This window comes from Thalassospira sp., from assembly GCF_040218635.1.
Lineage (GTDB): Bacteria > Pseudomonadota > Alphaproteobacteria > Rhodospirillales > Thalassospiraceae > Thalassospira.
In genome coordinates, this window is sequence record NZ_JAVJRB010000011.1 from 521,551 (window position 1) to 533,752 (window position 12,202).

Consider the following 12,202-nt stretch of genomic DNA (forward strand, 5'->3'; position numbering starts at 1 on the left):
AGATCAAACGGTGCGGCGTGACAGGCGCCGACGAATGGCAACCTGATGCATGGCATCCAATGGAAACCGCCACATCATTCCGATTGCTCCTGCTTTTAATACGACGGGGATCACCGCATAGATCATTACAAGCACGACCAAAGCCGCAGAATTATCCGTTCCGGTTTCAGTGAGGCCAAAGGCCCCCAAAATCGGCAAGGCAATCCCGGCGGCAAGCGCCATGGCAAGCTTGTTGGCCATGTTCCAAAGGGCGAATAAAAGGGCGGTGCGTCTTTTGCCAAACCGGTAATGATCCCAGTCATCAACATCGGCCTGAATTGCGGGTGGCAGGGCAAGATCCGCGCCCAATGCCGCCCCGGTTACAAGACAAATGATCCCAAAGGCCATGGCATCGCCTGCCGCCAAAAACGGCACAAAGCAAAAGGCAATGATTGCCATCAGCATGGCACCACACCAAACCCGATGTTTCCCCATCCGCGCAGACAGAAACACCCACAACGGGATCGCCACAATTGCCGCAACGAAATACAAAAGGATCAATGTGTTTTCAGTGTCCTCATCGAGTTGCAGGTAGTAGCGAACAAAAAGCGGGAAACAGACCGCCGGAAATCCGGCAGCCAATCCATTGATCATCCAGGCTGAAAGCAAACGCACAAACAAACGGTTGTCGCGCAGGCTTCGCCACCCAAGGCGTACGTTTAGGGCAATGGTGTTTTTGTTTGATGCGATTGTGCGCTTTTGCTGCGCAACAGGATCTGGAACTTTCCAGATCAGAAGGCTTATGAAAACAGCGCCAAGAACAAGTGTAACCAAGGCAAGGGACCGGATTTCACCGGCCCGATCAGGCGCATTGATCAAAACCGGAATAGCCCCGGCAAGAACAATCCCGATCAACCCTGCCCCTTCACGAAGGGCGGTCAAGGATGTGCGTTTTTGATAGTCCCCTGACAGATCGGCACCCAAGGCCAGATAAGGCACCTGAAACATCGTCCAGCCCAGAAACAACACGCTGGCCCAGATAAAAAGGTAGCCCGCACTGGGTTGATCGGACGGTGTGAACAAATACCAAAGCCCGACCCCGGCAATCACCGCGCCAAACCCGATCCAGATTTTGCGCATGCCAGATTTATCAGACAGCCAGCCGATCAGCGGATCGGTCAGCATATCAATCATGCGGACCAGTAAAAGAACAACCCCCGTCAGCGCCAATCCAAGGCCAAGGTCATCACCATAATAACTTGGCAACAACACATAGGCCGGAATGGTCGGCACAGCCGCCGCCATTGCCGGAAGGGCGTAAAAAACCGTCGTGTTTGGGGGGTAATTAGGCGCTTGCATTTTGGGGATGTTCGATCACGAACAGTCCAACATCGATTGATCCATGATCAAATCCGATTTCACAATAGGCCAGATAATATTCCCACATACGCTTGAATCGAAGATCAAAGCCCTGTTTGGCAATGTCATCCCATCCATGCTGAAAACGGCGCTGCCATTCTGCCAATGTCCGGGCATAGGATTTGCCGAAAAACTCAGAATGTTGCAGATACAATCCGGCATTTGCCACCGCACCGGCCAAAGCAGTTGGCGATGGCAACATGCCACCCGGGAAGATATAGCGCTGGATGAAATCCGCACCCTTGCGATAGGTTTCAAACCGGTCATCATCAATTGTGATGATCTGCAAAACAGCTTTGCCGCCGGGTTTAAGACATTTGCGGATCATGTCGAAATAAGTCGGCCAATGTTCTTCGCCGACGGCTTCGAACATCTCGATCGAAACGATTTTGTCAAACTGGCCTTCCTGATCGCGATAATCGCGCAACACGATATCGGTGCGATCATTAAGCCCCTGCATCAGCAAACGGCGACGGGCAAGGGCATGCTGTTCTTGTGACAAGGTAAGCCCGGTCACATTACAGCGATAGGTTCCGGCTGCCAGTTCGGCAAAGCCACCCCATCCACAGCCAACTTCAAGAACCTTCTCACCGGGTTGAAGTTCTGCCAGATCGCAAATGCGTTGATATTTGGCGGCCTGTGCGGATTCCAAAGACATATTGGTGCGGCGATAATACCCCGACGAATAGGTCATGCTTGGATCAAGCCACGCGCTGTAAAACTCGTTCCCCAGATCATAGTGATAAGAGATATTTCGTTTTGATCCCTCAAGCGTATTGGCGTTACGAAGATGGCCGATCCGCGCAATCGTCCGGGCCAAAAATCCACCAGCCAGTCGCGCCTTGACGATGGCTTCGTTTAGCATCGCGATACGCATGATCCGGGTAATGTCCGGGCTGCTCCAACTGCCATTCATATAGGCCTCGGCAAAGGCAACGTCACCGCCGGTCGCCAGTTTTCGGATGGCCTGCCAATCATGAATGTGAATGGCCGCCTGAAGATCGGTTTCCTGTTCACCGGTTACATACAGATTGTCGCCATCGGGCAGCACAATTGTCAGGCGCCCGTAATGCAGATGCGACAGCACCCGGCGCAGCATCGATTTCAAAAGGCTGCGGCTACCCGTCATGCTGCCCAGCATCGGCACAAGACGATCACGCAGGGGATTTGCAGTTCCAGAAACAGTACGATTGCGGTCGGGCATTTTTGTTATCTCTTTCCTGCTTGGGCCGCTGCAGTCCCAGATTCGAGCACATAAGTTACCGCCTCAAGTGGCGGGGTTGGCCTTTTGTGGAATTTCATTCCCTTGCGCCACAGAAGAAGTGCTTCCCAATGGATGCCCGCGACAACTTTTAAGGTCATCAGCGGGTAGCGAATGAAGGCTCCTATCAGTTTACGGTCCGAAAGCACGTTTCGATCACCAACAAAGGCCGCATTTAAAAATGGGCCGTTTTCATCGGTTTCGCGGATGGTGACCGCAACAGTGTCGCCCGGCACCTTGATGCAGAAATGATAATCCGCAACCATGTCGACAAACGGGGAAACATAAAGTCCCTTCGCACAGGATTGGCGCAAAACACCCTTGTCATCGACCGCCGCATCGCCAACTGGAATGAGATAGCTGTGCCGGTCCCCAAAGGTGTTGGAAACTTCATACAGGACCGCACCAATTGCCCCGTCTGCGCGATAACAGAAATACACAGACAGCGGGTTGAACACGAAACCCAACAGGCGCGGATAGCACAGCAATTGAATATTGTGCGCACAATCGCCGAGATCATGCTGGGCCAAAATGGCTTCCAGCCGGGTGCGTAAATTTACAGCCCCGCCATCGGCGTGATCGCGATCATGAAAGGAAAACAGGTTAAACCGGTTGCGGCTGAACAGACGAAGCTTTGCCGCAAGGTCGTCAATCTCATCAAGATCAAGCAGAAAGGAAAATACAGAATAGCGCAGCTTGTGCTTTTTCGGGCGCAAGCGATGATGGGTAACCACCCCTTCATAAAGGGCTGATGCCCAATTGGCTGAGGCAGGCTGTTTGCTCATGCTGCCTCACTTGGATTTTGCGAAAGGCGTTCTGTCACATGGATACGACCACTTTCATCCTGGACATTCCAAGGACGACGGACACCGCCAAGTGCCTCTGCCACGGCAAGACCAGATTGGATGCCGTCTTCGTGGAAGCCATAGCCAAAGTAACTGCCGCAATACCAAATGTTATCAAGCCCCTGGATCGACCAAAGGTCTTTTTGCGCCGCCATGGCATCGGCATCAAACAGTGGATGGTCATACAGGAATGAACGGATGACGCTGCCTTCTTTGGGCTGGCGCGGCGGATTAAGTGTGACAAACAGCGGCTTATTTTCATCAAGATGCTGCAGACGGTTCATCCAGTACGTCACACAGACTTTCTGTTCACCGTCATGTTCTTCGGCCAGATAGTTCCAGCTTGACCAGACTTTGCGATTTTGCGGCATCAGGCTTTGATCATTGTGCAGGATCGCCAGATTGCGTTCGTATTTAAACGCCGAAAGCAATTCTTCCACACGCTTATTTGGCGTTTCCTGAAGGGCCAAGGCCTGATCACCGTGACAGGCTAGGACAACGTGATCAAACGCCTCACGCTTGCCATACCGGTCTTCGATATAGGCCCCACCTTGCGGGTTGCGCCCGACTTTTGTAATCGCGCGGTCCAACACAACCCCGCCGGAAATACCCGCCGTCATGCGTTTCACATATTCGCGTGATCCACCATCGACCGTGCGCCATTGCGGGCGGTCCTTGATCTGTAAAAGTCCATGGTTCTGACAAAACCGGACAAACGCCGCCAACGGATAGGCCATCATGGTATCAACAGGTGTTGACCAGATCGCGGCCCCCATCGGCAGTAAATGATCATTTATAAACGGCTTGGAATATCGATTATCGCGCAGATAGTCGCCAAGACTGACATGTTCGGCCGTGCCATCTTCAAGAGCGGCGGGCGCTTCGCGGTAGAACCGCAAAATATCACGCACCATCTTTAGAAACCGTGGACGGAAAATATTGCGTTTTTGGGCAAAAAGCGCGGCAAGATCACTTCCGCCATATTCCAGCCCGCCCTTATCCATCGAGGCGGCAAAGGACATATCCGTCGCACTGGTTTTGACATCAAGATGATCAAACAGCGCACACAGGTTGGGATAACAACGGGTGTTATAAACAATAAAGCCTGTATCAACCGGGGTATCGCCAGCATCGACTGTATTGGAATGCCCGCCGGGACGGTCATCCTTTTCAAACAGCGTCACATTATGTGATTTGCTGAGCAGCCAAGCAGCGGACAAGCCCGAAATACCCGACCCGACAACCGCGATGTTAAGTTTCCCCGTAGTGACATTGTTCATATGGGTCTGGCCTGCTTGCAGTTATGATTTCAGAACTACATATGAATACGCATGACATATCCGTACGGATCACCGGACATTCTTTTACTATTGTCATCGTAAGTATCTGACAGAACCATAAAATTTTATTTGATCCAAATGCAAGCGGCCGCCGTACGATCTGTATGATGAACATGATCTTGGCACGGCCCCAAAGGGGACCAGAAATCAGAATGAGCGGCACAACAACAAGACGCCCCGGACCGACGGACCCTGTCGAGGCGAAAAAGTGTGCCGACTGGATCGTTGCTGTTGCGACGTCCCGTGATCGGGACGCATTTGCGCAACTTTTCGCGCATTTTGCACCACGCGTGAAAGCCTACATGTTCCGGTTCGGGGGCAACTCCGAAACGGCCGAGGAACTGGCACAGGAAGCAATGATGCAGGTTTGGCGCAAAGCCCATCTGTATGATCCGGCGAAGGCCGCTGCCAGCACATGGATTTTTACCATTGCCAGGAACCTGCGCATTGACAGGTTCCGGCAACGCAAACATATCGAGGTGGATGATTCTGACCCGACTTTGATCATTGACGAGGATCCGTTGGCCGACGAAGTGGTCAATCGCGATCAGGAAGCCGTCTTGGTCAAAGCAGCGATGCAGGATTTGCCCGCCGATCAGAAGGTAGTTGTAGAATTGTCGTTTTTTGAAGATTGCTCTCACAGCGAGATTTCCGAGCGGCTTGATATCCCGCTGGGAACAGTAAAGTCCCGCTTGCGGCTTGCCCTTGGCAAGCTGCGTGGCGGGCTGGAAGGTGTCGCATGAATATTAAACATCATCCAACCGACCAGACATTGATGGACTATGCCGGTGGTTCGCTGTCACAGGCCATGGAACTTCTGGTCGCGACCCACATGACCGTTTGCCCGCATTGCCGCGGCAAGGTAAGCGGGTTTGAAACCATGGCGGGTGCCGCACTTGAAACCACCAAAACGATGGAAATGGCGGATCATTCGCTTGATCACGTGATGGCGATGCTTGAACGCGATACCGCCAATGAAAACATCGTCGCCGAAGAAGTTGTCACGCCGCGCAAGATTGCTGTTGGCGAAAGCATCACCGGAAGTGCGATGACCGCCATCCCGCGTCCATTGGCAGAACTGCTGCCGGTCGGGGTCACATCGCTTGAAGATATTCCGTGGAAAACGCTGGCACCGGGTGTGAAGCATTTCCAACTGAAATCGATTGAAAGCAAGGGCACCGTGCGCCTGATGAAGATCGCACCGGGGGTTTCAATCCCCGATCACGGGCATCACGGCCATGAAATGACCTTGCTGATCAAAGGATCCTATATCGATGAAATCGGCCGGTTCCGGGCCGGTGATGTTGCCGATCTGGACGATGATGTTGATCATCAGCCGATTGCCGATACCGCCGAAGAATGCATCTGTCTGATCGCGACCGATGCCCCTATGAGATTTAATCGACTGTTGCCAAAATTGCTGCAACCGTTCTTTGGCATCTAAGGTCGATCACGATTTACCCTGCGTCCCAACGCAGAAAGCCTCGAAGGTCACTGGCCTTCGGGGCTTTTCTTTATTCAGCAGCAACCAGCCATTTGATTGTGTGTTTGCCCGGTCCGGGTAACTTACAGGTCTTGGCCAACCAGTTCCCGATATCGCCAAGCTGCTGATCAAACTGCCAGGGCGGGTTGATCACAAGCAACCCTGCCCCTCGCATCCGGCCTTTTGCACCGCCTTGATCACAGGAAAGCTCGGCGGCAAGAACCCCGCCCGATGCCTTGATCGCGCCGAACGCATTGCGAATTTCGGCATCAAATCCGTCTTCAAGGATCGGATACCACAGGATGAAAGTCCCGGTCGGCCAGCGTTCCCACGCGCGTTGCGTTGCATTGATCGCCTTTTGATAGTCCTGCTTTACATCGTAACTCGGGTCCATCAAGACCAACCCGCGACGAATGGCAGGCGGCATCATCGCAACCAATCCTTCATAGCCATCGCGCTTATGCAGGTGGATGCGTCCATCGCGTTTCACCCGGTGATACAGGGCGTCATATTCGCGCGGATGAAGTTCTATCAGGATCAACTCGTCCTCTTCGCGCAGCATTTCACGCACAATAAACGGCGAGCCCGGATAAAACGGCCCGGTATAGTCGACTTCATCCCCCTCGCGCACACCGTAATCCCGTCCCTTGGCGATAGGATCAAACGCCGCAACATGATCCAGATATTGCTTTAGCATGTCGGGCACATCTGAGGATGAAGATGCTGCCTTTGCCAGGGCATAGCCGCCTTTCCACTCGCCGGTTTTTGCCGCCTGCGCACTGCCAAGATCGTACCAGCCCGATCCGGCGTGGCTATCAATCACGCAGAATGGTTTATTCTTTTTGCGAAGATGGTTCAGGACCAACCACAATGCGGCATGCTTATGCATGTCGGCAAAGTTCCCGGCATGAAAACCGTGCAAATAACTTAACATTGCGGCTTATCCTTTCTTTGGGCGCGAACGATTGCGGCCCGCCTTTCCGGCATTTTGTTTGGCATGTGCGACACCGGGCTTGGCATTTGCGTTGCCACGCGCACCGGCATGCCGCTTTTTCCGCCCCGATGGGCTTTGTTCGCCACTGGTTTCCGCAGTCATATTTTGTGATCTGCTGCGCAGACGTGCCGGTTTATAGCCGCCGTGACGGCGCGGCTTTCGCGGTTGATCTTCGCGATCTGTGCCACCCTCTTTTGCATCAAGCCCGGTCGCATCTGGCAACTCATCCTTGCGCGGCGGCTTGGCCGATCCGGGGGACAAACGGCGATGGGTTGCCGGCGGGGCGTCAACTTCAATGACTTTCCATTCACCCGGCGCCAAGCCATCCAGATCCCAATCCCCAATCGCATGGCGGATCAGGCGCAAGGTCGGAAAGCCAACAGCGGCTGTCATGCGCCGCACCTGACGGTTTTTACCTTCGGTGATGCTAAGTTCGATCCAACTGGTCGGGATGGCCTTACGATAGCGCACCGGCGGATCGCGTTCCCAAAGATTTTCCGGTTCATCAATCAGGCGCACCTTGGCCGGAAGGGTCATGCCGTCCTTTAACGCAACCCCGGACCTTAAGGCTTCGAGGGCCTCCTGGGTCGGCTCGCCATCGATCTGTACCAGATAGGTTTTGGGTTTCTTGTATTTCGGATGAGCAATCTGGGCATTGAGCGGCCCATGATCGGTCAGCAGCAAAAGACCTTCGCTATCGCGATCAAGGCGACCGGCGGCATAGACACCGGGCAGGTTGATATAATCAGCCAAAGTCTCCCGACCGTTTTCACGGTCGGTAAACTGGGTCAAAACGCCGTACGGCTTGTTAAACAGGATCAATTGCGCCATGGCGCGCATAAAACCAACTTTGACGCGACTGTCAACAAATCGGTCGCGTGATGATCAGGACAGCTTCCAGATTTTAATCGCGGATCAGATATTCCATGGTGGTCACAACCCGGACTGTTTTGTTGATCTGACCGGCCTCGTTCATGTTGGGCGCACCGTCCGCGGCCAAAATCTGAAACAGCCCCTGTGTCGCACGGCGAATTCCGCCAAGCTGCCCCCCCGAATCCGTCGCAAATTGTAAGGCCGCTTCACGGGCGTTTTCGGTCGCCGCCGCAATCATACCGGGCTTGATATCGTTCAATCCGGTGAACAGGTAACTTGGACCGGGATTGTACCCCTGCCCGCCCAGAACAATGCCACCTTGCAGCAATTTGCCAATATCCTGTGACGCGCCAACCACCGCATCGACGTCATCGGAACGGACCTGAATGGTTTGATTGACGATATAGCGGCTTTCAATCGGCCCTGATCGATAGGATTGGGCAAGTTGATCGGTTACTTGCAGGTTTTGTAATTCGGTCTGTTCGCGGGCAATCCCGTGGGTGGCCAAGAAATCAAGCAGGGTCTTGGTATCTGCATCGATTTTGGCCTGTGCTGTTTGCAACGAGTCATCGGTGGCAACAAAGGTAATCGGCCAAACCGCTTTATCGGCCTTCACATCGCGTTCCGACAATCCCTTGACCGTTACAAAGCGATCCAGGGACCGCATATTTTCAAGACCATTGCCGACCAGCCAGCCCGATGCGGCAAGCCCGCCTCCGACAAGAAGTGCAGCAACAACTTTTGCAAAGCCTGATGATTGCGTCATATGTGACCCCTTATCCTTACATCCGTTGGATGAAAATCGCTGTGATAAAGCTTATCCTTGATTTGACTGTATCAACAGAAAAAGCGGCGATAGAGAGGCAGAAGATGATCAGTTCACATTGATTGATCACATCATTTGAATGCATTCAAAAACTGTCGCATTGTTGATCGGCCCATGTTAAAACCGCCGCCATCGTTTACCATAGCTTAAAGGTCAGGACATTCTGACCCCAACACCCCATATGCCAGCAAACGTCACAAGAGGTCATCCATGCTGCGTTCTGAAATCAATGCCTGCATCACGCACGCCAAAGAACTTTACGCATCCATCGCGTTCAAGCTTCCTGAATGGGCGCACTACAGCCCGGAACAGTGGGATAGCGAACCTGATCTTGCGAAATGGTGCCGGGGCCATCAGATGGGCTGGGACGTGACCGATTATGGCGAAGGCAATTTCAAAACCCGTGGCCTGATCCTTTTTTGCCTGCGCAATGGCATCCTTCGTCAGCCGGGCGAAGTGCCCTATGCTGAAAAAATCATGATCGTTGGCGAAAATCAGGAATGCCCGTGGCATTACCACAAGGTCAAAATGGAAGACATTATCGTCCGTGGTGGTGGCAATCTGGTGATTGAACTTTGCAATCTGACCGAAGACGGCCAGATGGACCGCGTGAACGACGTTCATGTTCGAACCGATGGTAAGCTTAATATCCTGCCCGCTGGCGGCAAGGTTGTCTTGGAGCCGGGCCAAAGTGTGACCCTGCCGCGCACCCTTGTGCATCGGTTCTATGGCCAAGAAGGTAAAGGCCCGGTGATTGTCGGTGAAGTCTCACAGGTCAATGATGATCTGGCGGATAACTATTTCTTTGATTGCGATGCGCGCTTTACCAAAATCGACGAAGACGTTGCACCAATCCACCCGCTTTGGAACGAACTGCCTGCTGAATAATTCAGCCGCCGTTCCGTTGCCAGATTAAGAAAAGGCCCCGCAGATCATGCTGCGGGGCCTTTTCACTTTTCAGACGAGATTACGCGCAGCAAAGCTTTATTCCGCTGGCGGCACTTCAGTGTGGTCGCCAAGGATTTGTTCGAATTCGGGCATATCGCGCAATGGTTCAAATTCTTCTTCGGTCCAAGCTGGATGACGCATGGATTCCGAAAGTTCCACCGCACGCTGCAAATCGGCAAGAGCCGCCTCGCGGAAGCCAAGACCGGCATTGGCACAGGCACGCTGGTAGTGGCCATTGGCACTCTCGGGTGCCTCGGCCAGCAACCTGTTGCACAGGCTAAGCGCCCAGTCACGATCGCCTAATTGCAGGGCAGCATCGGCTTTATAAGCCATGACTTCCGGGTCACCCGGTGCCAATTCCAAAATCTTGTCATAGGTTTCAATTTTAGCACGCGGATTGGACACCTGATTTGCCTGAAGCCACAGCGCATGAATGGTTTGGGTTCGCTCGATCTCGTGCTGATGTTCATTGATCACTTTGGATTTCAGTCGCAATTCATCTTCAAGCGAAGAAAGCCGTGCTTCAAATTCATCAGACAAACGTTGCAATTCGGTATTGGCCAGATTACGCACGCTGCCTTTTAGCTCCCGCAGGGATTGCCATCCCAGCATGGTCAAAAGCGCACCGACTGCGGCAACAAAATAGAAGAAATAAGTGACGGTATTCGATGAATAGGAAATGGCCTTGTCGATTGCTTCAAGCTGCCGGTTGACCACTTCGCGCAGAAGCTCCGCCCGCATGCCCTGCATTTCGGTTCGCAGGTTTTTCAACTCATCCAAAACATACCGTTCCATCAAAGGCGGCATGTTGGAACGTTCCTCTGCGGATAATGCGCGAAACTCAATCTGCGGCGGCGTTGCCGGGTCAGTGTCAACAGATTGCACGGTTACATTGCTGTCAGAGGACAAGTTCTGTTCCTGTGCCGTTGCCGTGTTTCCACACAGGAGCAAGCCAATCATGGCCGTAGCAATTGCAACCAAGCTCAGTTGTTTTGGCATTTTTCCGCCTTCCCTATCCGCATCAAATCCGCCTCAAATCCGCTTCCTAACGGACGAAACTATCGGACAAGCTTGAACAAACCAATAAATTTGGCCGCCAACAATTCTATACGTTTGGATGAGTTTCTGATACAAACCGGCGAGAACGCACCTGAGATGTTCTATTTTCGGGCAAAAATGACGACAAGATAGCTCCTCTTTTAGATAGGGCCAATGACTCAGCAAGCTGAATATCAACAAAAATCGCGTGTTTTATCGCGGCAAACACTGTCTTTGATTGAGGAGCTGGGGATCAGCGCGAGTCCTGTCAATTTCTCCGTTTTTTATAGTTATTTCGAAGAGACAAACGATGATCTTGTGACGGCCATCGACATTCTGCGCAGTAATAATCGCGCCTTTGATGACTTGCAATGTCACGAGCTTCATCAACGCTATGTTCAACAGCCGCGCGAACAAGAAACCATTGAAACACTCACTGCTGACTTACGGGATCAGATCGATCATGTTCTTGATCAGTTTTCCAAAGACGGTGACCAAGCATATCTTGCTGATGTCAAAAATGCTTTGAACGCGGTTCTGAGCGCAGCCAATCATTCGGATGATGCAAATGATCATCTGGAAAATCGACTTGATGAAATATCAAGCGAAGTCACCAGATTGCGCGATGATCTAGAAAAAATGAAAAACGAAGCCCTGACAGATGGCTTGACCGGAATTGCCAACCGCAAAGCGTTTGACGAACAATTGCGCAATGCCGCGATGACCACGATGGAAAGCGGTCAGGAGCTGAGCATGCTTTTGGTTGATGTCGATTTCTTCAAAAGAATTAACGACAGTTTTGGCCATCAGGCCGGCGATCAGGTCATCCGTTTAATGGCCAACACACTGACGCAAAATGTCAAAGGTCGTGATATCACCGCCCGATATGGCGGCGAAGAATTTGCCGTGATTTTGCCCGACACCAAACTTGAAGATGCTGAAACTCTTGCCGAAAACATCCGTCATACGGTTGAGGCACTTGATGTGATAAGCGAAAATCGCAGCGAAGTTATCGGCAAGATCACGGTTTCGGTCGGTGTTGCATGTTACCAACTCGGCGAACCGCTTGCACGCATGATCGAACGGGCTGATCAGGCGCTTTATCTTGCCAAATCAGGCGGCCGCAATCTGGTCATGACCGAGAATGATCTGTTGGTGCCTCTTAAAAAATCTGCGGCAAAGGCCTAGGGGCAGGA

12 protein-coding genes are annotated in these 12,202 nt (G+C 52.5%); 4 read left to right on the forward strand and 8 right to left on the reverse strand.

Annotated elements, in window-relative coordinates; genetic code table 11:
• Window positions 1–3: 3 nt before the first annotated feature.
• The 4 genes from RIC05_RS13620 to RIC05_RS13635 are packed head-to-tail and all read right to left on the reverse strand — an operon-like array spanning window position 4 to window position 4,784.
• Window positions 4–1,338 carry an MFS transporter gene (locus RIC05_RS13620; protein ID WP_350048146.1) on the reverse strand — a complete coding sequence of 445 codons (1,335 nt, stop codon included), beginning with the start codon at window positions 1,336–1,338 and terminating at the stop codon, window positions 4–6.
• A complete protein-coding gene (locus tag RIC05_RS13625) occupies window positions 1,325–2,602 on the reverse strand; it encodes a class I SAM-dependent methyltransferase (RefSeq protein ID WP_350048144.1) in 1,278 nt (425 codons plus the stop codon). Before RIC05_RS13625 ends, RIC05_RS13620 begins: the two co-directional genes overlap by 14 nt.
• Before the next feature lie 5 nt (window positions 2,603–2,607).
• Window positions 2,608–3,444: a DUF1365 domain-containing protein gene (locus RIC05_RS13630; protein ID WP_350048142.1), complete on the reverse strand. Its 837-nt coding sequence runs from the start codon at window positions 3,442–3,444 to the stop codon at window positions 2,608–2,610.
• Entirely contained in the window at window positions 3,441–4,784 is a 1,344-nt protein-coding gene (locus tag RIC05_RS13635; protein ID WP_350048140.1) for an NAD(P)/FAD-dependent oxidoreductase, read from the reverse strand. The genes RIC05_RS13630 and RIC05_RS13635 overlap by 4 nt, the downstream gene beginning before the upstream one ends.
• A gap of 212 nt (window positions 4,785–4,996) precedes the next feature.
• On the opposite strand from RIC05_RS13635, the gene RIC05_RS13640 reads away from it, so the two are divergent.
• Both RIC05_RS13640 and RIC05_RS13645 read left to right on the forward strand, forming a co-directional pair.
• On the forward strand, window positions 4,997–5,587 hold the full coding sequence (locus RIC05_RS13640; protein ID WP_350048138.1) for a sigma-70 family RNA polymerase sigma factor: 591 nt from the start codon (window positions 4,997–4,999) through the stop codon (window positions 5,585–5,587).
• Window positions 5,584–6,288, forward strand: a complete 705-nt coding sequence (locus tag RIC05_RS13645; RefSeq protein ID WP_350048136.1) for a ChrR family anti-sigma-E factor — start codon at window positions 5,584–5,586, stop codon at window positions 6,286–6,288. Before RIC05_RS13640 ends, RIC05_RS13645 begins: the two co-directional genes overlap by 4 nt.
• A gap of 70 nt (window positions 6,289–6,358) precedes the next feature.
• On the opposite strand, the gene RIC05_RS13650 is transcribed toward RIC05_RS13645, so the two are convergent.
• From RIC05_RS13650 to RIC05_RS13660, 3 genes are all read right to left on the reverse strand, one after another.
• Window positions 6,359–7,261, reverse strand: coding sequence for a 23S rRNA (adenine(2030)-N(6))-methyltransferase RlmJ (locus tag RIC05_RS13650; RefSeq protein WP_350048134.1), 903 nt, complete (start codon window positions 7,259–7,261; stop codon window positions 6,359–6,361).
• Window positions 7,262–7,267: 6 nt separating this feature from the next.
• Window positions 7,268–8,152, reverse strand: coding sequence for an rRNA large subunit pseudouridine synthase E (locus tag RIC05_RS13655; protein WP_350048132.1), 885 nt, complete (start codon window positions 8,150–8,152; stop codon window positions 7,268–7,270).
• Window positions 8,153–8,225: 73 nt separating this feature from the next.
• Entirely contained in the window at window positions 8,226–8,960 is a 735-nt protein-coding gene (locus RIC05_RS13660; protein WP_350041244.1) for an SIMPL domain-containing protein, read from the reverse strand.
• A 270-nt stretch (window positions 8,961–9,230) separates the two neighbouring features.
• Between RIC05_RS13660 and RIC05_RS13665 the strand changes: the two genes are divergently transcribed.
• Window positions 9,231–9,908, forward strand: a complete 678-nt coding sequence (locus tag RIC05_RS13665; protein WP_350048130.1) for a D-lyxose/D-mannose family sugar isomerase — start codon at window positions 9,231–9,233, stop codon at window positions 9,906–9,908.
• 96 nt (window positions 9,909–10,004) lie between these two features.
• On the opposite strand, the gene RIC05_RS13670 is transcribed toward RIC05_RS13665, so the two are convergent.
• Window positions 10,005–10,967 carry a tetratricopeptide repeat protein gene (locus RIC05_RS13670; protein WP_350048128.1) on the reverse strand — a complete coding sequence of 321 codons (963 nt, stop codon included), beginning with the start codon at window positions 10,965–10,967 and terminating at the stop codon, window positions 10,005–10,007.
• Between the two features lie 213 nt (window positions 10,968–11,180).
• On the opposite strand from RIC05_RS13670, the gene RIC05_RS13675 reads away from it, so the two are divergent.
• A complete protein-coding gene (locus tag RIC05_RS13675) occupies window positions 11,181–12,194 on the forward strand; it encodes a GGDEF domain-containing protein (RefSeq protein WP_350048126.1) in 1,014 nt (337 codons plus the stop codon).
• The last annotated feature ends 8 nt before the right edge of the window (window positions 12,195–12,202 follow it).

Bases quoted from the DNA above. Each gene is read 5' to 3' on its own strand.
- RIC05_RS13660 (WP_350041244.1), bottom strand. From the start codon at position 8,960: ATGACGCAATCATCAGGCTTTGCAAAAGTTGTTGCTGCACTTCTTGTC.
- RIC05_RS13645 (WP_350048136.1), top strand. From the start codon at position 5,584: ATGAATATTAAACATCATCCAACCGACCAGACATTGATGGACTATGCC.
- RIC05_RS13675 (WP_350048126.1), top strand. From the start codon at position 11,181: ATGACTCAGCAAGCTGAATATCAACAAAAATCGCGTGTTTTATCGCGG.
- RIC05_RS13665 (WP_350048130.1), top strand. From the start codon at position 9,231: ATGCTGCGTTCTGAAATCAATGCCTGCATCACGCACGCCAAAGAACTT.
- RIC05_RS13635 (WP_350048140.1), bottom strand. From the start codon at position 4,784: ATGAACAATGTCACTACGGGGAAACTTAACATCGCGGTTGTCGGGTCG.
- RIC05_RS13655 (WP_350048132.1), bottom strand. From the start codon at position 8,152: ATGGCGCAATTGATCCTGTTTAACAAGCCGTACGGCGTTTTGACCCAG.
- RIC05_RS13640 (WP_350048138.1), top strand. From the start codon at position 4,997: ATGAGCGGCACAACAACAAGACGCCCCGGACCGACGGACCCTGTCGAG.
- RIC05_RS13630 (WP_350048142.1), bottom strand. From the start codon at position 3,444: ATGAGCAAACAGCCTGCCTCAGCCAATTGGGCATCAGCCCTTTATGAA.
- RIC05_RS13620 (WP_350048146.1), bottom strand. From the start codon at position 1,338: ATGCAAGCGCCTAATTACCCCCCAAACACGACGGTTTTTTACGCCCTT.
- RIC05_RS13625 (WP_350048144.1), bottom strand. From the start codon at position 2,602: ATGCCCGACCGCAATCGTACTGTTTCTGGAACTGCAAATCCCCTGCGT.
- RIC05_RS13670 (WP_350048128.1), bottom strand. From the start codon at position 10,967: ATGCCAAAACAACTGAGCTTGGTTGCAATTGCTACGGCCATGATTGGC.
- RIC05_RS13650 (WP_350048134.1), bottom strand. From the start codon at position 7,261: ATGTTAAGTTATTTGCACGGTTTTCATGCCGGGAACTTTGCCGACATG.